Origin of the sequence: Leuconostoc gasicomitatum LMG 18811, assembly GCF_000196855.1 — a bacterium.
GTDB lineage: Bacteria > Bacillota > Bacilli > Lactobacillales > Lactobacillaceae > Leuconostoc > Leuconostoc gasicomitatum.
Map to the genome: position 1 here is coordinate 1,929,719 of NC_014319.1, position 24,362 is coordinate 1,954,080.

Genomic DNA, 24,362 nt, shown 5'->3' on the forward strand with positions numbered 1-24,362 from the left:
AGTTTTACACTCAAAACTAAATAGTATCAAATTCTTCTTCTAAATTTTGCCACTCATATCTCTTGAACTTCCGTTCTTGACTTTGGTTAAGTCCTCGACCTATTAGTACTAGTCCGCTTCATTGATCACTCAACTCCCACTTCTAGCCTATCTACCTCATCATCTCTAAGGGGTCTTACTTCTTTCGAATGGGAAATCTCATCTCGAGGCGAGTTTCACACTTAGATGCTTTCAGCGTTTATCTCTTCCAAACATAGCTACCCAGCAATGCTCCTGGCGGAACAACTGGTACACCAGCGGTTTGTTCACCCCGGTCCTCTCGTACTAAGGGCAACTCCTCTCAAATTTCCTGCGCCCGCGACGGATAGGGACCGAACTGTCTCACGACGTTCTGAACCCAGCTCGCGTACCGCTTTAATGGGCGAACAGCCCAACCCTTGGGACCGACTACAGCCCCAGGATGCGATGAGCCGACATCGAGGTGCCAAACCTCCCCGTCGATGTGGACTCTTGGGGGAGATGAGCCTGTTATCCCCAGGGTAGCTTTTATCCGTTGAGCGATGGCCCTTCCATGCGGAACCACCGGATCACTAAGTCCTACTTTCGTACCTGCTCGAGTTGTTGCTCTCGCAGTCAAGCTTGCTTATGCCTTTACACGCTACGAATGATTTCCAACCATTCTGAGCAAACCTTTGAGCGCCTCCGTTACCTTTTAGGAGGCGACCGCCCCAGTCAAACTGCCCGCCAGACACTGTCCACGATCACGTTAAGTGACCAGTGTTAGAATGTTCATACAACGAGGGTAGTATCCCACTTTTTGACTCCGACTAGACTGGCGTCCAATCCTCTTCGTCTCCTACCTATTCTGTACAAGCAGCACAAACATTCAATATCAAGCTACAGTAAAGCTCCATGGGGTCTTTCCGTCCTGTCGCGGGTAACCCGCATCTTCACGGGTATTTAAATTTCACCGAGTCCCTCGTTGAGACAGTGCCCAGATCGTTACGCCTTTCGTGCGGGTCGGAACTTACCCGACAAGGAATTTCGCTACCTTAGGACCGTTATAGTTACGGCCGCCGTTTACTGGGGCTTCAATTCGTACCTTCGCCGAAGCTAAGCACTCCTTTTAACCTTCCAGCACCGGGCAGGCGTCAGCCCCTATACTTCATCTTACGATTTTGCAGAAACCTGTGTTTTTGATAAACAGTCGCCTGGGCCTATTCACTGCGGCTCATCTTTTACAATGAGCACCCCTTCTCCCGAAGTTACGGGGTCATTTTGCCGAGTTCCTTAACGAGGGTTCTCTCGCTCACCTTAGTGTTCTCCACTCGACTACCTGTGTCGGTTTGCGGTACGGGCAGTGTAATACTCCCTAGAAGCTTTTCTCGGCAGTGTGACATCACAGACTTCTCTACTTTATTTCGATCCGCATCACAGCTTGTTCTTATCAGAAAAAAGCATTTCACTCTTTCCCAAACTTACTGCTTGCACGCACATTTCCATCAGTGCGCTTCTGTTAGCCTCCTGCGTCCCTCCATTGGTCAAACGCATTACTACTGGTACAGGAATCTCAACCTGTTAGCCATCGACTACGCTTCTCAGCCTCGCCTTAGGTCCCGACTAACCCTGGGAGGACGAGCCTTCCCCAGGAAACCTTAGTCATTCGGTGGACAGGATTCTCACCTGTCTTTCGCTACTCATACCGGCATTCTCACTTGTAAGCGCTCCAGTAGTCCTTACAGTCTACCTTCTTTGCCCTTACAACGCTCTCCTATCGCGTGCTTTACGCACACCCGCAGTTTCGGTAATATGTTTAGCCCCGGTACATTTTCCGCGCAATGGCACTCGACTAGTGAGCTATTACGCACTCTTTAAATGGTGGCTGCTTCTGAGCCAACATCCTAGTTGTCTATGCACTATCACATCGTTTTCCACTTAACATATATTTAGGGACCTTAACTGGCGATCTGGGCTGTTCCCCTTTCGACGGTGGATCTTATCACTCATCGTCTGACTCCCATTCATACATAGCTGGCATTCGGAGTTTATCAAACTTTGGTAACCCGAGATGGGCCCCTAGGCTTAACAGTGCTCTACCTCCAGTATGCTTATAATGAGGCTAGCCCTAAAGCTATTTCGGAGAGAACCAGCTATCTCCAGGTTCGTTTGGAATTTCACCGCTACCCACAGTTCATCCGAGCATTTTTTAACATGCACCGGTTCGGACCTCCAGTAAGTTTTACCTCACCTTCATCCTGACCATGGGTAGGTCACCTGGTTTCGGGTCTACAGCATCGTACTATTCGCGCTATTCACACTCGCTTTCGCTGCGGCTCCGGTCTTTCCACCTTAACCTCGCACGATACCGTAACTCGCCGGTTCATTCTACAAAAGGCACGCCATCACCCATTAACGGGCTCTGACTTCTTGTAGGCGTCGTGGTTTCAGGAACTATTTCACTCCCCTTCCGGGGTGCTTTTCACCTTTCCCTCACGGTACTGGTTCACTATCGGTCACTAGGGAGTATTTAGCCTTACGGGATGGTCCCCGCAGATTCCGACCGGATTTCACGTGTCCGGCCGTACTCAGGATCCTGAAAGAAGTGTGCTTTATTTCGCGTACGGGGCTATCACCCTCTTTAGCCAAGCTTCCCAACTTGTTCTGCTATAAAACACTTTTGTAACTTCTATTTATCAGTCCTACAACCCCAGAATGCAAGCACTCTGGTTTGGGCTCTTCCCGTTTCGCTCGCCGCTACTTGGGGAATCGATTTTTCTTTCTGCTCCTGCTGCTAATGAGATGTTTCAGTTCACAGCGTGTTCCGTCAATAATCTATGTATTCAACTATTGACAACTCTTTGCGAGTTGGGTTTCCCCATTCGGAAATCTCTGGGTCTTAGCGTACTTACCGCTCACCAAAGCTTATCGTAGTTAGTCACGTCCTTCATCGGCTCCTAGTGCCAAGGCATCCACCACGCGCCCTTATTAACTTAACCGTCACAACCAAAGTTGTGCTTTAAGTTTATGAGTTGGTCTTCTTTCAGACCTGCGTTTTTTTCCATTCCTGTTACAGAACTTCTTTATTGCTTTGTTTCTCGGCTTAATTTATTAATAATTTTACTTATCTTTAAAAGAATTTGTTACTATTCAGTTTTCAATGTGCAACTCCGGCAGCTTTGACACTGCCTATGGAGAATAGCGGGATCGAACCGCTGACCCCCTGCTTGCAAAGCAGGTGCTCTCCCAGCTGAGCTAATTCCCCATAGGTGTCATCTTTGACCATGATCCCTATGTCGGTATCACACTCAAAACTAAACAAAACTTTGAACTTCTTGAACTGGCAATCTAATGCCCCTGCTACTTTCCGTTTATCCTTAGAAAGGAGGTGATCCAGCCGCAGGTTCTCCTACGGCTACCTTGTTACGACTTCACCCCAGTCATCTGTCCTGCCTTAGACGGTTCCCTCCTTACGGTTAGGCCACCGGCTTTGGGCATTACAAACTCCCATGGTGTGACGGGCGGTGTGTACAAGACCCGGGAACGTATTCACCGCGGCGTGCTGATCCGCGATTACTAGCGATTCCGACTTCGTGCAGTCGAGTTGCAGACTGCAGTCCGAACTGAGACGTACTTTAAGAGATTAGCTCACCTTCACAGGTTGGCAACTCGTTGTATACGCCATTGTAGCACGTGTGTAGCCCAGGTCATAAGGGGCATGATGATCTGACGTCGTCCCCGCCTTCCTCCGGTTTGTCACCGGCAGTCTCGCTAGAGTGCCCATCTGAATGCTGGCAACTAACAATAAGGGTTGCGCTCGTTGCGGGACTTAACCCAACATCTCACGACACGAGCTGACGACGACCATGCACCACCTGTCACTTTGTCTCCGAAGAGAACACTTCTATCTCTAAAAGCTTCAAAGGATGTCAAGACCTGGTAAGGTTCTTCGCGTTGCTTCGAATTAAACCACATGCTCCACCGCTTGTGCGGGTCCCCGTCAATTCCTTTGAGTTTCAACCTTGCGGTCGTACTCCCCAGGCGGAACACTTAATGCGTTAGCTTCGGCACTAAGAGGCGGAAACCTCCTAACACCTAGTGTTCATCGTTTACGGTGTGGACTACCAGGGTATCTAATCCTGTTTGCTACCCACACTTTCGAGCCTCAACGTCAGTTACAGTCCAGTAAGCCGCCTTCGCCGCTGGTGTTCTTCCATATATCTACGCATTCCACCGCTACACATGGAGTTCCACTTACCTCTACTGCACTCAAGTTAATCAGTTTCCAATGCCTTTCCGGAGTTGAGCTCCGGGCTTTCACATCAGACTTAATTAACCGTCTGCGCTCGCTTTACGCCCAATAAATCCGGATAACGCTCGGGACATACGTATTACCGCGGCTGCTGGCACGTATTTAGCCGTCCCTTTCTGGTATGGTACCGTCAAACTAAAGTCATTCCCTACTCTAGCTGTTCTTCCCATACAACAGTGCTTTACGACCCGAAAGCCTTCATCACACACGCGGCGTTGCTCCATCAGGCTTTCGCCCATTGTGGAAGATTCCCTACTGCAGCCTCCCGTAGGAGTTTGGGCCGTGTCTCAGTCCCAATGTGGCCGATCAGTCTCTCAACTCGGCTATGCATCATTGTCTTGGTAAGCCTTTACCCCACCAACTAACTAATGCACCGCGGATCCATCTCTAGGTGACGCCGTAGCGCCTTTTAACCTGGTATCATGCGATACTAAGTTTTATTCGGTATTAGCATCTGTTTCCAAATGTTATCCCCAACCTTGAGGTAGGTTATCCACGTGTTACTCACCCGTTCGCCACTCACTTGAAAGGTGCAAGCACCTTTCGCTGTGCGTTCGACTTGCATGTATTAGGCACGCCGCCAGCGTTCATCCTGAGCCAGGATCAAACTCTCAATTTAAATGAATTTAAATTCATCGCTTGAAGATGTACTCTTCGATTAAACTGACTAATTGTTATATCTCTATAACGTTGATCCGTTTTATTTGTTTGTTACGAATTGACTTCGCAAATTTGTTTCTTTAGCAATACTTTCGTACCACTAGCAACAGATTCGTTTGTTCAAAGTTTTGTTCAGTTTTCAATGTGCTACGCGCTGTCTCTCGCTTGAGACAACTATATTATCTTACCACGCTTCGCTCGCTCTGTCAACTACTTTCTGAAACTTCTTTTTAAAAGCTCTTCAAGTTCTTGTTTCCTGACACTTCGTCGCGCCTGTCAGACAACTATTATTACTATACGCCCTTTTTTCCCTTTGTCAATACTTTCTTTCTTCTTTTTGCCCTCATTCCTCAAAACGCACAAACGCCCGCGTTTGCACGCTTAACATTCTTTTTTTAAACCTTAAAAACCGCCAATTGTCCAATTCTTTTTGCAGCTTCCACGAGACGCTCTTCTTCAATTGTTAATCCCACACGGATATAACCTTCACCTTCATCCCCAAAGCCAGACGCATCTGCTACGGCAACATTAGCCTCTGTTAACAGTAGATCAGCAAATGAAGCTGAATTATATCCCTCTGGGACCGGCATTAGTACATAAAAAGCACCCTTAGACACATAAGGTTCCCAATTGAATTCGCGTACAGCTGAAATAAAGGCATTTCGTCGCCTTTCGTATGTTTTCTGTAATGACTTAACAGCATTTTGACGTGCCTCTGTATTGCTTAATGCTTCAATTGCTGCATCTTGTATTGCTGGAAATATTGAGACAAAGAGATGGTCTTGAATCAGGTTAATCGCTTCTATCATATCTGCATTCCCGACCGCAAAACCAACACGCCAACCTGCCATGTTAAATGTTTTCGAAAGCGTATAGGTTTCAATACCAACATCTTTGGACCCTGGTGTTTGCAAAAAAGAAAGTGGTTTATGACCATCAAAACCAATCGCGCCATAGGCAAAATCTGACACAATACCAACAGTATTATGGTTCGCAAATGCAACTGTTTGTTCATAAAAATTAGATGTAGCAATGGCACCTGTTGGATTATTAGGATAATTCATGTAAAGAAACTTAGCTTTTTTTGCTGTTGTCACTGGGATTGCTGAATAGTCTATTAGAAAATCATTTTCACGCTTAAGTGGTACTGTTTCGTAATTCACACGACCTAAAGCGGCGCCAGACAAATAATCTGGGTAACCTGGATCTGGTAACAAGAGCGTATCCCCAGGATTCATCAGTGCCCAAGGTAGCTCAACTAAACCAATTTTACTACCTGCTAAAATAGCCACTTCTGTTTTGGGATCAATGGTCACACCATACTCAGTTAAGTAAAACTGAGCAATTGCTTCTTTAAATCGTAATTCGCCTCGGAATAATGAGTATTTATGATCAGCAGCCTTAGCTGTCGCGTTTTGCATAGCTTTGACAATATAATCAGGCGTTGGCAAGTCTGGATTACCCTGTCCTAAATTAATAACATCTGCACCTGCTGCAATTTTAGCATTTACTTTGGCAACGAGTGATGCGAAAAACTGTTTAGGTAATGTTTTTAGTAAATTTGATTCTTCAAATTGCATAACTTCTCCTAATAATATAACTCTGGTCGTCGATCATCAAAAACTGGTATTTGACCGCGAACCATTTTCTCATCATCAGTATCAATAGTACTAATTAACAATGTTTCTTGTGTATCCCCGGCCTGCTGGATAACACGACCCAAAGGATCAATAATCAACGAGCGACCACCAAACACATTATTTTTATCTCGACCAACGCGATTGGCTGCAACAACAAAAGTCTGATTTTCAATTGCACGTGCTTGTAACATGATTTGCCATTGTTCAATGCGCTGAATGGGCCATTCAGCAGCCACATACAAGATTTCTTGGGGCCCAACTGACATCATAGTACGCAACCATTCTGGAAAACGAATATCATAGCAAATTGCCGCTGCAGATTTAATACCTGCTAAGTCAAAAGTATTTATCATGCTGCCAGCCGACACATATTTTTCCTCATTCATTAGCCCAAAAAGATGTAATTTATTATATTCAGAAACCTTTTGGCCTGATGCATCAAAAACAAACATCGTGTTATAAAATTTATGGTTCTGTTGTGTTGCTACAGAACCGCCAACAATATTAAGATGGTATTTCTTAGCTAATTTGCTAAGTAATAGCTGACTGTCTTGGCCATTAGTATCAGCCAAATTAGTTAGCTCTGTCAATGCGTACCCTGTATTCCACATTTCTGGGTATACTAACACGTCAGCATTGACCTCAGCAGCTTTTTCAGCATAATAGGCTACTGTTTTCTGATTATGTTTAGGATCTCCTAAGGCAATATCAATTTGTGCTATCGCAATTTTAAGTTTCATAGCCAATCCTCTTATGTGTTATTGTGCATTTTTTTATTGTTTTTGTCAAATTTATATCATTTTAAACTCATTATTTGATAATAAAAAAACACCTAACTGGTGTTTTAAGGGAATTTAGGAAATTGATCGAAATTAGGATCTCGTTTTTCTTTAAATGAATCACGGCCTTCTTTAGCCTCATCTGATGTGTAATAAAGCATCGTTGCATCACCAGCAAACTGTTGCAAACCGGCCAAACCATCTGTGTCTGCATTCATAGCTGCTTTGATAAATCTTAACGCCGTAGGTGACTTCGTTAATAACTCATCTGACCATTCAATGGTGGCAGCTTCTACGTCAGCCAATGGTACAACTTTATTAATCCAGTTCATTTGATAGGCTTCATCAGCAGTATAGAAATGGTTTAAAAACCACACTTCCTTAGCACGCTTGTGTCCAATAACCCGGGCAAGGTATCCAGAGCCATATCCTGCGTCAAATGAACCAACCATAGGTCCAGTTTGACCAAACTTGGCATTATCAGCAGCTATGGTCAAATCAGCCACCAATTGTAAGACATTCCCCCCACCAACAGACCAACCTTTTACCATTGCAATAATTGGTTTGGGTATAATTCTCATTAATCGTTGTAAATCTAAAACATTTAATCGTGGTATACCATCAACACCAACATAACCACCATTACCACGAACTTTCTGATTACCACCTGATGAAAAGGCTTGATCCCCGGCACCCGTCATAATAATGACCCCAATTTTGGCATCATCACGTGCAATGGTGAACGCATCAATCATTTCAGACACCATGCCAGGTGTAAATGCATTATGTGTTGCAATATCATTCATCGTGATCTTAACAATCTTACCGGGATTTTTACCATCAGTATTTGTTTCAAATAAAATTTCTTTATAGACTTTTACAGTGTTCCAAGTTGTCATATGTTATACTCCATTCAGAAAGGGGATTTTGTTCTTATGAATATTATAGAACTTTTAGGGTTAAAAACCACTTTATTATCGGCAGAAAAAACAATTGTTGAAGTACGCGTCAGTGAAAAGCTCATGCAGCCATATGGTATTGTTCACGGTGGTATTAACGCATTACTTGCTGAAACCGCTGCATCTCTTGGTGCCAACGAATGCCTCCCTGACAATCTTGTGCCAGTTGGTGTGTCTATCCACACCAATCATCTAAAAGCGGTTACGCAAGGTATTTTAGTCGCAACTGCCACACCTGTAAACATCGGCCATTCATTACAAGTTTGGTCTGTGTCTATCCATGAAAAAAGCACAGATATGCTCACAAGTACGAGTACAGTTACAATTAAAAACCAAATTTTAAAAAAATAACACGTTAATGCGTGTTATTTTTATTTTTTGTAAAAAACTTTGACAATGTATTCTTTTTAGGATGGGCAGCATCATATGCCTGTTGCCGCCGTAATTCTTTTGGTGTTGGCGTCTCGTAACTCAACATACTCAAACGCTCATATCTAGGGTGCGGGATGACTAACGCTACCTGATGATTTGCCACAATAGGATTTCCCAGATATTGTACGTTATCAACTGTACGTACAATTTTCAATTCTGAACTTGGCGAAAGAATAACATCCTCACTAATAATTGCCAAACTCCCTTTAATTTGTTGCTGATAATACAATGCTGCATAACTTGATATCGGACCATACCCTACAAATTCAATCTTGTTTGCATGCACCTGTTTACGTGCATTCTTAACAGTCGCTATCAAATCAGGCTCGTGATTACGATAAAAGCCAGCATCAATATCACTACTCGTTAGGTACTGTACAGCTTGTTGCGTCTCATTTATCCAGTCTGTCATGTAATCAGTCATCATTTTTTCAGGTTCCGAAAAAACAACGCGCAAGGTTTTTGTCGTTATTTTTTCTGGTACTTGAAGATAAGCGTATAATTTAGGCGCTACAATCAAATCATTATCTCGCAGCACCCCTTTTTTTTGTTGGCGAATAACAAAGTCATGAAAGACAAAATGCCCATTACCAGCAGACACCAAATCAATGGTATAAAAGGCATAATTTTCTGGCACCGTCACTGTTATTTTATCGGCATTTTGACTATTCGTTACTAATTTCTGATACTGTTCATCATAGAATGTGACAATCAAATAGGCAAACATGCGCTCACTGTTGTCAATGCTTCGTTCAATTGTATAGGTGACACCACGTAATAGTTGCGGTAAATCCGAGACCTTTTTTTCGCGTTGAAAATGCTGATTAGATCGCCAAGTAGCGATCACACGCCCACTTGGCAAAAAATAATGCTCATAATACACATCATTTAATGCTCGAAAATCGATTGTCGCCCCTTGTAATTCAAATAATTGTGTTTGTGGTGTCCAATATATCTGATATTGCATAACGATTACCGATCCTCCCTGCGCATACTATCTTTTAATTTGGCCAGATGTGTTTTCATAAACGTTATCATTTCGGGGATTTTGGCCGTATGTGTCCCCTCTTCTTGTATATGTATTAAATGTGTCTTATTCTCTTCAAAAAACGCTAGTAAACGTGGCAAACTTTGCCCATCATACTCATCTTGTTTGAGTGTAAATAATGCAACCGCTATTTTAGACCAATCAACATTTTCAATATGCTGCCACAAAATATTATCTAACATGTCAGTATCATCTGGGTGCATCCGTCCTGCCAAAAAGCGCCGCACATCTAGCGTCCAATCTTGGTTCACTTCCCTAGGAAACTCAGACTTTCCTGTCAATGTACCCAAACTAATCAGTGGTTTAGCTACAACGATGGCATGTGGTTTAATATCAGCTGCATAGTACATTGCTGGAAAACTGCCCATTGAATAGCCTGTTAAAATGACATCTTTGGGTTCTAAATGGAGTGTCTTCATGGCTTTTTTAATGATTTCAACAACTTTTTGTTCATACATTTCTGATCCAATATGAAACGCCCCGCCTTGCATTCTAACATCTGAAAAAAGTAAATACGGGGTCCCAAGTTCATTGAATGGCCCCCGCATTTCAAAGCCATCTACATGTAACCGAATGCCAGAAAAATTAACAATTAGTGGTGCCTGACGGTCACCAGGGTTAAAATAACTCAACACTTCTTCATGCTCATCAGTCATTTGCCACTCATCCCCTGGTAACAAGGTCCCTAACAAATGTCGCGAGCGTCGTTGATGTAACACATGAAGATCTAACTGCCCTGTCCCTTTGGCAAAAATTAAGATTTGATAATCTTGATAATCCTCTATACCACCAATTGGATGTTGCTGTCTCAACTCATCACCAGTGATCGTCTGAACTGTTTGCATATGATTATCTTTGTAGAAAACAAATTGTAATTGGACAGACACTGTGTCTGTCTGTTCATAATCCAACCAAATCATGTTTTCAACACGTGGCATCAAGTCCCCAACAAATGTATTCAACGTGCCAATTTGTTGCCACGTTGTACCAAAATCACCACTAAATTGTGCCGAAAAACGCCCTTCTCGTTTAAAATGTATGCCTGTATGCGGCATTGGTATAAACTGTTGTTCACTAAAACGTGTTGAAAATCCTATTTGATCAAAATTAAAATCCTCTTGAATACGTTTCTGAACTGCCTCCGGCGTCCTATTTGGTATGCAAAAAGCGCGCCGTTCATCCAAAACCTCTTGAAATTCCGGTGTCATTTTTTTTGCAAAGTAAATTGTTCGTAGTGCAGGCCACGCACTGATTTGACCTGATAACAATGTACTTGACAGCGTAGCATCAGTCAACACAACGTAGGTTTGTTCTAAAATATACGGATCTTTTTGCAACGCTAGCCGTGTGGGTAAATCAAGAATTGTCGTATATTGCCAGTCGATACCTGTAGTATCAATATCTGCTGTCCAATCATCGGCCCCAATTTGAAGCACTGAAATATCTGCCATTTATGCGTTCCTTTGCTTAATCTTATTAAAAATTTGTTGCCATTTAATCCAAACTATGTCGTCGTTAAAATCTGCAACCATTTGGTGGGTCGTTTCTTGTAGCGCCGTCAAATGATGCTTATCATCTAAATAAAAATTCAAAGCGTTAATAAGTTCTGACTGATCTGATAAGATTTGACCATTTTTATTTGGTATCACATAATCTGTCTGTATGATATTAATTTGTGGTACACCAAAACTAAGCGCTTTAGTTTGTAAAAATTGATCTGGCATCTTATTGAGATCTAATAAGACACGTGTATGAGCCATGTAACGTGTGCGCTGCACTTCACTTTGAGGTGTTAAAAATTGGAAACGTGTTTTATAGGCCATTTGACTGTCATTATCCACGATTCCGTGGGCGTTGGCTGCTGTCTGGCTATTTTTGTCAATCAATGCATCAAACGTCGCATGCGATTGCGTCGTTTCAATCAAAACCAAGATATTTGGATGATTTGCTAGCACGGTACTTACTGCATCAAAGGCAGTTGGCGTTATTGTTGCTGCTTGCCAATAAATAGTCGAAAAAGGCTGTATTGCAGGACGATTCACTTGCTGAGTTGCAACGTATGGTGGAATAATAGCCAGCGTTTCTGCATGCTCCAACTGTGTTGCAATTTTGCCATATTGTTCTCCTGTATCCGTCACAGAAAAATTAATTGTATCAGACATTTGTAACAAAAGATTTTTGGCAAGTTGTTCGTTTGTGCGCTCAGTTTGATAGCTTAGAATGGTTGGTTGCTTTGGTGCCACTTTGTCAATGAAAAAAGCAGTTCTCTGACTTTGTGCAAAAATCAGATACTCGTTTTCTGGTACCGTTTGCAAATGATACGTTAATGCTGCTGCAATAAGTTCAGACATATTCGTAAATGTTGTCTGTGTGGTCCATGTTTGTTGCGTTGTCACAATTCCTGTTGTATCGTCTTCTTGGATTGCAACGTTTCCGCTGGGTGTCAAATAGTCTCGACGTAAAACTTTCTCGCTATCATCAAATGTTGTCACGCGAGAAATAAAACCACGATCGTCAATCAAAAGCTCCTGTGTTCGTATATCATCTGTCCACAAATCCACTTTTTCAAAGCGTGTCCATGTTGGATATTCAAGTCTTATCGTGGCAAAACGTTTCCCCGAAACTTGAATATCAATACAATCAGTCATATAAATAAATTGGCTATTTTCAGGCCAAGAAAAATCAGATAAGGCTAATGGTTTGGCCTCTTTTAAGGCAATTTGTTGCAATACGTCATAGACTGACCAAGTTTCAGCACCTTCAATTTCTTTTTCTGATAAAATTTGACGTAATTTAGGTAAGTAATCCACTAGTATAAGTTCAACAGACTGACCTTGTGACAAAAAAAGCTGTGTTTGATGAACCGAATCGTTAAACTCTGGTAAAGTCAAACTGTATGCGTGCCAATCTGGAATAATGTGCAAATTCATATTTTACCTCTTATGTACCGGCACTCTCATGCATGTATTATTGGATTAATAGCATATTATTAATGCCTATTCTAGTTCATTATAATCATTAATTCCATTATACCAATTCTAAGCATCATTTTTGTAGGTATTAACTCAGAAAATCTTATACCTTTGTTTAATCTGTCAACATTTGCACAAGAGACCAATTTTTAACTTGCTGACCTTTAAAATTAAGTATACGTTCATCGGTTATTTTAAAATTGTTTTTTTGATAGAAAGTGACATTACGTTGTGTATTAGTAATAAGGGATAGGCTTTGTGCCCCTTTCGATTTAATATAAGGAATAACAAAATCTGTTAATGTGCGTGACCCAATGTGTCGGCCTTGATTATCAGGACTAACTGCTAATAAGTTCACGTGCCAGTTGGCTTGTGACTGCTGTTGTGGCAATTTTTCTGCTTCATCAAGCATTACCAAAAATTGTGCTAAATTATGATGAAAGAAATAAGGCAACATTTTTAAACCACCATTTTTTAGATATTGCCAAGTGGTCGTTTTTGGTAATGTGTCGGCCTCTAAAATCACAATTGACAAAATTTTATTTCCTTCTTCCAATACGAATACTTTTTGTTGATGCACGTTTGTAGCTAAATGAACATCATGCAATCTTTGAATAAATTGCTGATAAGCAGCCTCATGATGAAAAGTCTGTCTAATTGTTTTTTGATACAATGCGTAATCATTAAATGCTCTAGCAGCAAGTTCTGATAACTGTTTTATTTCTGGTATAACTGCGTGTCTAAAATTCATAAGGGCTCCTTTTATTACTCATATTTAATTACAAGCTTACTATATAGTCTATCGACTGAAAGAAGATGTTACAATCAACACATATGACATATCTGTTGATTAAGCAAAAAATTATCTTTTATTGAGGAAACGGCATTATGAATCGCAGACAAAATAAAACACAATTAGGTATCAACTCGTTTCCTACATTGCAACACATCAAACAACTGTTGATGTGTTGCTAAATCAGCAACAGATTGGCACCATTGTCTTTAAAAAAGTTAAAAAAACATTTATCCAAAAAGTACTAATCCTTGAAACAGATCTATCTAATAATATGCCTGATAAAATTGAAATCAATTTTATTGTTTCAGGCATCATGGGTTTGATTATGGACTTCATTTCACATGACTTACCTATTACCACTGAAGAGCTGTACCAAAATATTTATAACTTATTACTTAAATTCTAGGTATTCAAAAGAGGCACCATTCTCGCAATATGTTTTACTGCTAGAATAGTCCCTCTTTTTGTTTTACGCTGTTCCACGTGGAACATCAATTTTAAGATAAAAAAGATATTTTGCCGTCATCAAACGACTTAATGCGCGCTAAACTTTTAACTTCGACCCCAAGCTCATCTAGCAATTGTCGACCTTTTTGAAACGTCTTTTCAATAACAATGCCAACACCAACAACCTCTGCTTCAGCTTGTTGCGTAATCGATAGTAATCCTTCAATTGCTTGTCCATTAGCCAAAAAATCATCAATCAGTAGAATATGTTCGCCCGCCGCCAAAAAGCGATGATCAATCATGATATGATTAGTGACTTCTTTTGTAAAAGAATAGACATCTGCCATCCACACATCATCTGGCAGCGTCAATGACTTATTTTTCCGTGCAAATACCACTGGTACATGTAATGACAGTCCAGTAAAAACGGCAGGGGCAATACCTGATGACTCGACGGTTACTATTTTATCAATCTTTTTATCAGCAAACAATCGTGCAAATTCTTTACCAATGGCCGCCATCAATTCAGGATCAATTTGATGATTCAAAAAGCTATCAACTTTTAATATTTCTGTCCCCAAGATACGACCATCTTGACGGATACGATTCTCTAATAATTTCATAAACTACCTTTTTATTATTTTATCTTCTGAAAAATCCACTCAATGCTAATACTAAGCTAACTATCGCCATTAAGAGCAGTGTTATAACAATCGATATCCACCAACCATCTTGTGATGTTGCAAATGGTAACCACTTGACATTCTCTCCATAAAAGCCACTGACGATTGTAGGGACTGTTAGTACAATTGAATAAACTGTTAGCACTTTCATTGTCCAGTTCAAATCACGATTACTTAAATTACCGTAGGCATCTGAAACTGAATTGATAACAGCCATCGCTAAATCTGCCATGTGCTCGGCTTGACCAACTTCAACACGTACATCATCAATGTGTTCGACTTCAAAGTGTGCAACTTCTGTTTTAAAATCTTGCTTAAACGCATCAAGCATCACATGGTTGTTCGCTAGCGAATTTTGAATATAGATGGTTTGCGTTTGTAATCGTAATAAATCATTCATTTGCTTTGTGGTGCGTTTATGGCGTCCCAATTGTGTTTGAATCACACGACGCTTACGATTGATTTCTGATACTTGAGCCACATACCGTGTCATTAGTGAATACAACCCCGTCATTACAAAATCAATTGCACTAATTTCATTATCATTCTCACGTTTTTGTCGATTTTTAGGATCTAATAACACAGCTTGAATATAATCTGTCACTGAATGCGAAAACGTATATAAATCGCCATGCGCAAACAAAATACCGATGGGCCGCGTTTCAACAGTACTTTCATGATATGAAATAACATCAATTACCATTAAAGACTCATCAGCTTCATTGTCATATTCCATGCGTACCGCCTCATTGTGATCAACAGCATACCCAATAATTTCATTTGTTAGTTGATGCTCACTCACTAATATTTGATTGTCCTCTGTCGTTAAATTGGACACGTGGTACCAAGTAAAGTTATTATATTTTCTAACTGTTTCGATCATCTCTATACGTCACATTCATTGGATTTGATAAAATTGAATGCGCAACCACTTTAAAACCTTCACGTTCGTAGAAGCGTTGCGCGCTGACATTAGCAGTTACGACTTTCAATTCAAGTGGTTCTTTGACCATCTCACGTGCCTTTTTTAGTAACACAGCACCAATGCCTTGTCGTTGCCAGCCTTCTTTGATAAATAATAAATGTAAAAAACTATCCCATTCTGATAACGATGAAAAGCCGACAATCTCATGATCAAATACAGCAACTGTTATTTTTTCACCCGAACTGGCTAAATCAAAATCAGATAATTTTGGTGATCTAACCCAAGGAAAATTAGTGACACGCGTATCTAAATAAATGCGCGCAAGTGCCTCAGAGTCTTCTGCTTGCATGTCACGCAGAATTAAGTTGTTACTTCGCGCAGCAATTTTCTGCTTAGTCATTAATGGTTTCTTTCCCTCACTCTATTATCATCACACATCATTAAATGTTACTTTTTCAATATAGTGGCATCAACATCACTTCAACATATCAGAGTATATTATACCAGTTTTACTATATGACTAAAAACCAATACTAAACAGCCGTCTTTTGTAGCATCACAATATACCACATTGCATCAGCATAGACTGCGTGTCGTGATAATTTCTGCAAAATTTCACGTGTTTCCTTTGGATAATCTGTAATATATCCTTGAACCCCTAATGCGTAGTTACTATTGATATCTGCCTCCTTATTTAAAGTCCACACATACAGTGTTTTATGTTTTTTTATTACTTGGCGTGCAATATTAGTATTCACGTTGGAATATTCCATAGCATAAAAAGTATTAAACTTTGCATTATTAACACTATTAACAACTGGCGACAGCAAACCTATTGGTCTATCAGAGTATTTTGCCAACCGCTTAATTGCATTTTGATTCATTGACTGCAACTGCGCACGATTTTCTGTTAGATATGCCCCATACTTTTTTTGAAAATGAACGAGCTGTGCTGTTGTAATGGTTGTGTTGATTTTTAGTTCAACAAGCAATTTCTGATTTAATTGATTTGCGCGTTTAATATACGCAATAAATGGCGTTGCAGTAATGATCTTTCCATTCTCTTCGTAACGTAATTTTTTTAAAATATGCCAAGGCGTCTCGTTAATTTGATAAGTTTTACCATTTTTAGCTTTAATTTTAGCATCATGACTTAAAACATAAACACCATCGCTTGTTGCTTGAATATCTATTTCTACATAGTCCGGTTTTGTTTTAGAAACCTTATTTAGACTAATAATCGTATTTGAGGCATCACTTTCTGATGACACACCTTTGTGTGCAATCACAACATAGTTTTTAATGGGATGACTAATAAATTTGCCTGACAGTAAACTACTAGATGCACCAACTAAGCCGATAATAATAACTTGTATTATTCTCAAATATAATTTTTTATCTTGTAATCGCGTATGAGCAATTTGTTGATCTTTAGTGATGAAAAGTAACAATACTTGGCTTGTAACAAAGTAAAAATAACCAATCGCAATGGCAATCAATATATTTACCATGCTGCGATTCAAGCCAGTATTTAGGACTTGATCAAACAATCGTTGTAACCAAAAGAATCCACCGATAACAGCAATTGTCATTAACGCATACTTTCCAATTGTTAAAAGAAACTGTCCGGTCTGAAACTTTGTTTGTTGCCAACTATGTGTCACATTAATCTTCAAATTTTGACGTGTTGTTATCGCAAAATAAGGTACCAATCTTAATCGATACGCCAGCAATAATAACCCAATATTAACCAAACCAATTAAGACCCACATAACCGGCGTCATGATAGGATCAATAAATGTCTTTGGAATTGTCAGATAATAAGCAATTGGAAATTTAAAACCAACTTGATTTAAGGGTATAAATAACAATATCATAACAAAAACAGCGAGATGAATTTGTAACGATTTTAAACCAATCAAAAAATGTTGTCTACTTGCTAGACCCCATGTTAGCAACATGCCCGTAACAACGATTACTATTAGCATCATCCAAACAAAAAAGTAACCAATTAACGTCAGCCCGTAAGTCAGCCAATTATTACTCAGATAGGTTAATAATTTGCCTACACTCCCAGTCGCAATGCTATATGCACTTGGCTGATAAGATTGAATTGTGTCAATAATCTGTGATGACAAGTCATTAAATAAAAATAATACCACAACTAAAATAACTGAGAACCAATGTTTACTTAATCTCTGCTTCCCCATCTCAAAATCTCCATTATCTTTATATTTCTTATTTCAGAATAACATTATACTGCCATTTTTCAATTTTTTTGTTTGGTACTTTTAAACAATAAAAAAGCTGTGTTGCCTGACCGGCAACACAGCACGAATACATTAACGTTTGGTACTACGCTTTGCTTTTTTAATTTTACGCTTCATATCACGCTCTTTTTGCAATTCTAATTCACGTTGACGTCGTATTTTAAAGGGATTTTGTAAGAAAAATGTTTGAATGGTTTGAAACAAGTTTCCGACTACCCAGTACAATGATAACGCACTTGGTACAGCAATTGCAGAGAAAAAAATCACGACGGGGAAAATATACGGCATTGCCTTGGTCATCCCGTTTTGCTCTGGTGTGGCTTGCGTTGATAACCACGATGAAGCAAATGTGAAAAGTGCTGCTAAGATTGGCAAAATATAGTAAGGATCATTATTTCCTAATTGTAGCCATAAAAATTTACCTGATCTCAAAACTTGTGAATTGTAAATTGATTGATACAACGCAATCAATACTGGCATTTGCACAATTAGAGGTAACATTGATGCAAATGGATTTACACCAGCATCCTTATACAGGGCTTGCTGTTCAGCCATCATCAACTGACGACTTTCAGTGTCTTTCCCTGGGTACTTAGACTGCAACGCCTTGAGCGCTGGTTGTACAATTTGCATCTTCATCATTGATTGAATTTGATAAACCATTAATGGCAAAATCAAAAAACGAATTAAAATTGTAAAAACAATGATTCCCATGCCATAGTTATTACCAAACCATGCCGAAGCCCCTAATATAGCAGAGGTAAACGCCGCTACCACGGCACTCCATAAACTATGTGAGGCCACATGACCGCTAAAGCTTGTACCAGCAATAATGATAATAATTAACGCGATGACAGCCAGAATAAGCGGTAACGGACCGATTTTTTTTAAAATGTTTGTAAAACGTTTCATTCTTCTTCCACTTTCAGGATATTAGCTAATTTCAGCACATGCACGATTTGTTCTTTGATGAATTTTTGACTTTGCTTTGCTACTGCTGGTCGTGCAATCACCAATATATCAAGTTCGTTAGGCAATTGTGGTTTTAATTCCAAAATACTTTGGCGAATACGACGCTTTACCCAAACACGATCATGCGCTTTACCAACTTTTTTACTAACAGAAATTCCTAGTCGAAAATGCTTCTGATCGCTTTTACCTAACTGATACACAATAAAATATTTATTGGCAACCGACCGATGTTTATTAAAAACAAGTTGAAAGTCGGTTGGTTTTTTAATTCGAAAAGTTTTTCTCATTTGATTTAGTCTCTCTTGAGGATTTGATATGTTGGTGTTGGTCACCTGTTACTCAGTCACATAATATGCTGCTGCCTTTATAGTAGCTATCTATTATATGGTCTTTTATTAAATAAAAAAGCCACTGCATAGCAGCGACCTTGTTAGGCTGATAGAACCTTGCGGCCCTTTGCACGACGGCGAGCCAAAACTTTACGACCGTTGCTTGTGCTCATGCGCTTACGGAATCCGTGTACGCGTTCACGATGACGCTTCTTTGGTTGGTATGTACGCTTCATGTGTGTTCACCTCCATTCGCGATTTTTTACCTGCAAAAACTTTGCAATTCGATTTTAATCATAACATGAATCAACTATGTAAGCAAGGAAATTCATCTGTTTTTATGTCTAAAAATTTTTTAGTAAATGCAATACTAACATTGTACCCCTTATCATGATGAAGGACAATAGTTAGTCAATGAATGTCGCGGTGCGATCCACTCACACATTCGTTTTTTTCAAATTAACCACATCAATGATAATTGAAGTCACTGCGATAAGTAGAAACAGCCACAAAAATAATTTTACTGGTTGCCGCAAATACGTTTGTGTCATCATAGTAAAAATAGATACCAAAGCTACGAAAACTTGCAATCCAATACTAAATAATCCAAATTTCATCATTTTCTCCTTATTCAATCAAGTTTCACGCGTTGATTTAATTGTTCCCAAACCATTGGGTTATGTGTTGCCACAATTAAAATTGTATCATCTGTAACTAACTGCTTCATCAAGTCAACAACTTCTTGCCCATTCTTTTCATCCAATGCCGCTGTTGGTTCGTCGGCCAAGATAATCATCGGTTTTTTTAAAATAATTTTAGCAATCGCTACACGTTGCGCTTCACCACCTGATAGTGAATACACTTTCCGAGACAGATCTAAGGTCAAATTTACTTGTTTGAGTGCGGCCAGCATCTGCGACTTTTGCTCAGCCTTTTTGATATGTTTACCTACAAATGCCAAAGTTAAATTTTGTTCAATCGTTTCATTATCAATCAGACCATAATTTTGAAACAGATAACCAGCATAGTTTTGAAAATAGACTTGTTCTGGAATCTTGCGCAACTGCTTCTGATCGATCAGCACGTCACCAGTGTCTGGCTTCTCTATCTTGCCAATCATATTAAGTAATGTTGTTTTGCCACTACCTGACATGCCTGTCAATGCATACGACTGGCCATTTTCAAACTGGTATGAAAAATCATCTAAGATCACTTTCTCATCGAATTGTTTATGAATATTTTTTAATTCAATCATTTTACTCCCCTTTCAAATACTGAACTTGTTGTTCTTTAGCTTGATTAGCCTGCCATACAAAAATCAAACCACTAAGTAATAGATAAATGACAGGTACCAAAAAACTAACCAATGGCAAATGCATGAGCCAAACTAAAAGTGCCAATAAACCTGAGCTAGCAACAATGACTTTTAAGTAAGTCGCATGAATTTGTTGTGCTTTCATCCCTGACAGACGTTCAATCACAAATTTACGACGATTTTGATAAAAATAAATCACATTCAAAACATAAGTTAACAGAATTGAACTGATAATAGCAACAATTGTGCTACCAATCAAAAATGTTTGCTTTGTTTGCATCGTATGTAGTCGCTGATTAGCCTCTTCGTAACCATTTGCAAACGCACCAATGCTTAATTCGAGATGATATTTTTTTACTAACTGTTTTGTCCGACTAACATTAGTGATTAAAGTCTGATAAATGTATTGATTCAATCGACCAATATGCTTTTCATCAAATGTCTGACTGCCAAATACCACGATGATTGGATTCTTTGCATAGATTTGGTTAGAAGATATCACCCCCCCAGCACTATAGACCGGATAAGCAAAGATATTAGCGTGAGTAGGATGATAAAGACCAGATAATTGTTGCATTTTGATGCCATTACCCGCCTTAATATCTACTTTTGACGGCTGAAAATAGTTCCCCCAAATGCTAGTTAGCTGATTTTGTTTCTGTTTTTGACTTTCTGGTATCAACAAGCCATATTGACCTTGTTTCAAATCTGCTAGTCGCTGATTCAAAGTTGACGAAATCTGAATATGCGCTTTTTTCAAAAAGCTTTGCGATACAAAGAGCATATTTTCATCAGCAAACGCAGTTGGTAAATAACCATTGGTATTTTTTATGGCCGCTTTCCCATTCGTCCCGTATTCTGATGCATATATAGAATCAAAATTATTCGCAATCAATAGATTATTTGGATCCCGAAGTAACGCTTGATAAAAACCTTGCCAATCTTTCCCGCTTGCTTCACCTTGAATGGCAGTCAGACCATAATATTGACTATTCTTTCGCCATTCTTGTTGCCCTTGCTTCACCTGTGTCACACTTTGCTGTGCAGTAGCGACTGTAGAAACCGCATAGATAGCCGCTAAGATTGTCAGTAGTTGTAGCGTCACAATGACAGCTGTGAACCCACGAATTGGCATTTTTCCTTTAATCAGTAAATTAATTGGTTGCCTTGTCATTAATACCGAGAAGGTACTTGCCACGAAAGCAATCGCTAGAACAATTAAAGCAATAAAGAATCCTACGCTCACTAATAAAATTTCAATAAAAATAGGCATAACTAATGATTGCCAACTCAAATATGCCATCGCGCCAACCATTGTAACGCCTACAGTCATTAATACAGTGACAAGATCATGATATGTATTTTTCCACACAAAGTGGCTTGTGCTCTCCCCTGCTAATCTTAAAATACCAATTTTTTTAAAGGCAGCAATATAATCAGCCAGTAACAAAGCAATAAAGCTAAATATCAGCACAATAATGGCTAGTAGTGTTTGTGGTACAAGTACCAATTGTTTTAAAACAATCAGCTGTTGATTTGTTTTAAAAACTTGGGTATTATTACCTGTTTTGTTGAGTAAATTAACTAATTGTTCTGCTGACAAATTTTTTCCGATAATGACATAAACCACTGTATCCGGACTTTTTTTTATCAACGCCGTATGGGTTTGCTCTGGTAAATTTTTAGGTAATTGACCAGTGCCAATTTTTTGATATGTATTAATTAGTTGACCAGTTTTGTTTTTAGGCGTCACCACAATTTGCTTGGCAATGAGTACCTGTTTTGCTTTAGCAATTTTTTGCAAGTCATCTTGTAAATTCAATGTGGCTTGATTAACTGCAATGACTTCTCGGTTCCCACCGAACATCTCACTCTGGTAAGTTTTGACAAAACGCACGCTAATGATTGTAACCAAAATAATTGCAATCAATATAAATACTTGTTTAAGCTTTTTGTACATAATTTAACCTTCCCCAATCAGGTTTTTTATTGACAGACAGAAATACGTGAGCATCTAAAAAATTAGGTGCTCACGTATTTTGTTTGTCTATTTATTACAATGCAACGTTATGATGTACTGTTTGGACATCTTCATCTGATTCAAGGACATCAATCAATTTTTCAAATGTTGCTAAGTCATCCCCCTCAAGCGCCATTTCTGCTTGTGGTAACATTGATATCTCTGTCGTTGAAAATTCTGACACGCCACTTTGACGTAGCACTTCAATGGTCCTATGTAAGTCACTTGGTTCAGTATACACAACAATTTGGTCATCTTGTTGCTCTGCATCACGAACATCCACGTCAGCATCTAATAGTGTTTCTAAAATGCTATCTGCGTCATTGCCCTCAAAAACAATGACGCCTGTTTCATCAAACAAATAACTCACTGATCCAGCTGCGCCATATGTACCACCGTTTTTATTAAATTCAGTCCGTACGTTTGTCGCTGTACGATTAACGTTTGATGTTAATGTATCAACAATAATTAATGAACCATTGGGACCAAATCCTTCATAACGCCCTTCAATAAATGTCTCATCACCAGAACCACTTACCTTCTCAAGTGCGCGTTCAATAACATGTTTTGGTACTTGTGCTTGCTTGGCACGATCAATGACAAACTTTAAATTTGAATTTGCTTCTGGGTCAATACTACCCCCTTGCTTGGCAGCAACATAAATTTCTATCCCATACTTACTATTAACTTTGGCCGCAGCACCGTCTGTCTGCGCCTTTTTCATTTTAATATTTTCCCACTTACGTCCCATGCTCTCACCTCATTTAATATTTTATTTCTTTTATCATTATAACGGTTTCAAAACACTTTGCACCAAAAAATAAGTTTATTTTATGACGCGATACATACCAGGTTTTAGATCGCCAATATGGTAGGCATCAATATGCGTTCTAATTAATCGTAACGTTGGTATTCCAACTGCTGCAGTCATACGACGAACTTGACGATTTCGCCCCTCTTTAATCTTAATTTGAAGAAAACTGGTAGGTTGATTTTGACGTACGCGAATCGGCTTTTCTCTTTCCCACAACCATTTTGGATACGGGATACGTTTAACTTTTGCTGGCAATGTCATCCCATCTTTTAGTTCAATGCCCTGTTCTAGTGCTTTCAACTGTGCTTTAGTTGGTATGCCCTCAACTTGAACAACATAGGTTTTATAGGCTTTATTTTCAGGATCAGTTAAATCATGATTAAGTTTACCGCTATCTGTTAAAAGCAATAAGCCCTCACTGTCCATGTCTAACCGACCAGCAGCATAGACACGCGGGATATCAATATAATCAGCCAATGTTGGTCTACCATCAGGATCCGTGAATTTAGTTAAAACATTATAAGGTTTGTTAAATAGTATAATCATACCCTTAAGTATAACAAAGATAGGTCTATAAAAGATGGTAAGTATTAAAGCCCTTAACCTTTTCTTTACTATTCACAATCTTATCCAAAACAAGACACAAGGCTGTGCAGTAACTACGTTTATAGAAACATTAGGAACAGGGCTGTTCACAAGTTATCCACATATCCACAGCTTGTTATTGTTAAATTGTGGATAATGTTTATAACAAACCTCAAATATTGTCCTTACCCACTTTTGAATGTTCATAAACTTGTTCGTTTGTGGATAACTCGCACAGATGTTCGTTCTTATATCCACAAACCTTTTTTTATTTTGTCCACAACTGTTGATATTCTCTAAAATTATAACTCTCCTGTGGAAAACTCTATTTCTTACTGTTATAATAATCTTTGCTACTTCTTCTTTATATAGAAAAGTTGATCGGTTCAAGACGTCATTTTTTTAAT

At 39.4% G+C, this 24,362-nt stretch carries 21 protein-coding genes, 1 tRNA gene and 2 rRNA genes; 2 read left to right on the forward strand and 22 right to left on the reverse strand.

Annotated elements, in window-relative coordinates:
• Nucleotides 1-82 precede the first annotated feature (82 nt).
• The 6 genes from LEGAS_RS09615 to menB all read right to left on the reverse strand — a co-directional run bounded on the left by LEGAS_RS09615 (nucleotide 83) and on the right by menB (nucleotide 8,287).
• Nucleotides 83-2,996, reverse strand: a 23S ribosomal RNA gene (locus LEGAS_RS09615).
• A gap of 193 nt (nucleotides 2,997-3,189) precedes the next feature.
• Nucleotides 3,190-3,262 (reverse strand) — tRNA-Ala (locus LEGAS_RS09620).
• Nucleotides 3,263-3,378: 116 nt separating this feature from the next.
• A 16S ribosomal RNA gene (locus LEGAS_RS09625) occupies nucleotides 3,379-4,928 on the reverse strand.
• The 16S and 23S rRNA genes sit together here with 1 tRNA gene alongside, the layout of an rRNA operon.
• A 436-nt stretch (nucleotides 4,929-5,364) precedes the next feature.
• Entirely contained in the window at nucleotides 5,365-6,549 is a 1,185-nt protein-coding gene (locus LEGAS_RS09630) for a pyridoxal phosphate-dependent aminotransferase (protein WP_010386792.1), read from the reverse strand.
• 8 nt (nucleotides 6,550-6,557) lie between these two features.
• Nucleotides 6,558-7,349, reverse strand: a complete 792-nt coding sequence (locus LEGAS_RS09635; RefSeq protein WP_013232075.1) for a carbon-nitrogen family hydrolase — start codon at nucleotides 7,347-7,349, stop codon at nucleotides 6,558-6,560.
• 104 nt (nucleotides 7,350-7,453) lie between these two features.
• Nucleotides 7,454-8,287, reverse strand: coding sequence for a 1,4-dihydroxy-2-naphthoyl-CoA synthase (gene menB, locus LEGAS_RS09640; protein WP_013232076.1), 834 nt, complete (start codon nucleotides 8,285-8,287; stop codon nucleotides 7,454-7,456).
• A 36-nt stretch (nucleotides 8,288-8,323) separates the two neighbouring features.
• Here menB and LEGAS_RS09645 point away from each other — a divergent pair, with 36 nt between their 5' ends.
• Complete coding sequence (locus LEGAS_RS09645) at nucleotides 8,324-8,698, forward strand: PaaI family thioesterase (protein ID WP_010390222.1); 375 nt, start codon at nucleotides 8,324-8,326, stop codon at nucleotides 8,696-8,698.
• Between the two features lie 4 nt (nucleotides 8,699-8,702).
• On the opposite strand, the gene asp3 is transcribed toward LEGAS_RS09645, so the two are convergent.
• From asp3 to LEGAS_RS09665, 4 genes are all read right to left on the reverse strand, one after another.
• On the reverse strand, nucleotides 8,703-9,746 hold the full coding sequence (gene asp3 / locus LEGAS_RS09650; protein WP_013232077.1) for an accessory Sec system protein Asp3: 1,044 nt from the start codon (nucleotides 9,744-9,746) through the stop codon (nucleotides 8,703-8,705).
• 5 nt (nucleotides 9,747-9,751) lie between these two features.
• Nucleotides 9,752-11,278 (reverse strand): accessory Sec system protein Asp2, encoded by a 1,527-nt coding sequence (gene asp2 / locus LEGAS_RS09655; RefSeq protein ID WP_010387486.1) that lies wholly within the window; start codon nucleotides 11,276-11,278, stop codon nucleotides 9,752-9,754.
• Nucleotides 11,279-12,757, reverse strand: coding sequence for an accessory Sec system protein Asp1 (asp1, locus tag LEGAS_RS09660; protein WP_010387487.1), 1,479 nt, complete (start codon nucleotides 12,755-12,757; stop codon nucleotides 11,279-11,281).
• Between the two features lie 157 nt (nucleotides 12,758-12,914).
• Nucleotides 12,915-13,550, reverse strand: coding sequence for a GNAT family N-acetyltransferase (locus tag LEGAS_RS09665; protein ID WP_013232078.1), 636 nt, complete (start codon nucleotides 13,548-13,550; stop codon nucleotides 12,915-12,917).
• Nucleotides 13,551-13,713: 163 nt separating this feature from the next.
• Between LEGAS_RS09665 and LEGAS_RS09670 the strand changes: the two genes are divergently transcribed.
• On the forward strand, nucleotides 13,714-14,001 hold the full coding sequence (locus tag LEGAS_RS09670; protein ID WP_224133195.1) for a TetR-like C-terminal domain-containing protein: 288 nt from the start codon (nucleotides 13,714-13,716) through the stop codon (nucleotides 13,999-14,001).
• A 91-nt stretch (nucleotides 14,002-14,092) separates the two neighbouring features.
• Here LEGAS_RS09670 and LEGAS_RS09675 read toward each other — a convergent pair whose 3' ends face one another.
• The 12 genes from LEGAS_RS09675 to LEGAS_RS09730 all read right to left on the reverse strand — a co-directional run bounded on the left by LEGAS_RS09675 (nucleotide 14,093) and on the right by LEGAS_RS09730 (nucleotide 23,916).
• Nucleotides 14,093-14,665: a xanthine phosphoribosyltransferase gene (locus LEGAS_RS09675; RefSeq protein ID WP_010387491.1), complete on the reverse strand. Its 573-nt coding sequence runs from the start codon at nucleotides 14,663-14,665 to the stop codon at nucleotides 14,093-14,095.
• Between the two features lie 19 nt (nucleotides 14,666-14,684).
• On the reverse strand, nucleotides 14,685-15,608 hold the full coding sequence (locus tag LEGAS_RS09680; protein ID WP_013232080.1) for a magnesium transporter CorA family protein: 924 nt from the start codon (nucleotides 15,606-15,608) through the stop codon (nucleotides 14,685-14,687).
• Nucleotides 15,592-16,050 carry a GNAT family N-acetyltransferase gene (locus LEGAS_RS09685; RefSeq protein ID WP_013232081.1) on the reverse strand — a complete coding sequence of 153 codons (459 nt, stop codon included), beginning with the start codon at nucleotides 16,048-16,050 and terminating at the stop codon, nucleotides 15,592-15,594. Before LEGAS_RS09685 ends, LEGAS_RS09680 begins: the two co-directional genes overlap by 17 nt.
• 133 nt (nucleotides 16,051-16,183) lie before the next feature.
• Complete coding sequence (locus LEGAS_RS09690; protein WP_013232082.1) at nucleotides 16,184-17,860, reverse strand: glycerophosphodiester phosphodiesterase family protein; 1,677 nt, start codon at nucleotides 17,858-17,860, stop codon at nucleotides 16,184-16,186.
• 132 nt (nucleotides 17,861-17,992) lie between these two features.
• The gene (locus tag LEGAS_RS09695; RefSeq protein WP_013232083.1) at nucleotides 17,993-18,832 is read right to left on the reverse strand and encodes a YidC/Oxa1 family membrane protein insertase; all 840 of its coding nucleotides are present in this window, start codon (nucleotides 18,830-18,832) and stop codon (nucleotides 17,993-17,995) included.
• A complete protein-coding gene (gene rnpA, locus LEGAS_RS09700; RefSeq protein WP_010015461.1) occupies nucleotides 18,829-19,179 on the reverse strand; it encodes a ribonuclease P protein component in 351 nt (116 codons plus the stop codon). Before rnpA ends, LEGAS_RS09695 begins: the two co-directional genes overlap by 4 nt.
• Before the next feature lie 143 nt (nucleotides 19,180-19,322).
• Nucleotides 19,323-19,457, reverse strand: a complete 135-nt coding sequence (rpmH, locus tag LEGAS_RS09705; RefSeq protein WP_002816117.1) for a 50S ribosomal protein L34 — start codon at nucleotides 19,455-19,457, stop codon at nucleotides 19,323-19,325.
• A gap of 201 nt (nucleotides 19,458-19,658) precedes the next feature.
• A complete protein-coding gene (locus tag LEGAS_RS09710) occupies nucleotides 19,659-19,841 on the reverse strand; it encodes a hypothetical protein (protein WP_224130989.1) in 183 nt (60 codons plus the stop codon).
• 11 nt (nucleotides 19,842-19,852) lie between these two features.
• On the reverse strand, nucleotides 19,853-20,476 hold the full coding sequence (locus LEGAS_RS09715; RefSeq protein WP_010387595.1) for an ATP-binding cassette domain-containing protein: 624 nt from the start codon (nucleotides 20,474-20,476) through the stop codon (nucleotides 19,853-19,855).
• Between the two features lies 1 nt (nucleotide 20,477).
• Entirely contained in the window at nucleotides 20,478-22,496 is a 2,019-nt protein-coding gene (locus LEGAS_RS09720; RefSeq protein WP_013232084.1) for a DUF1430 domain-containing protein, read from the reverse strand.
• 94 nt (nucleotides 22,497-22,590) lie between these two features.
• Entirely contained in the window at nucleotides 22,591-23,307 is a 717-nt protein-coding gene (locus LEGAS_RS09725) for a YebC/PmpR family DNA-binding transcriptional regulator (protein ID WP_010387584.1), read from the reverse strand.
• 75 nt (nucleotides 23,308-23,382) lie between these two features.
• Nucleotides 23,383-23,916: an rRNA large subunit pseudouridine synthase E gene (locus LEGAS_RS09730; protein WP_013232085.1), complete on the reverse strand. Its 534-nt coding sequence runs from the start codon at nucleotides 23,914-23,916 to the stop codon at nucleotides 23,383-23,385.
• Nucleotides 23,917-24,362: the final 446 nt, after the last annotated feature.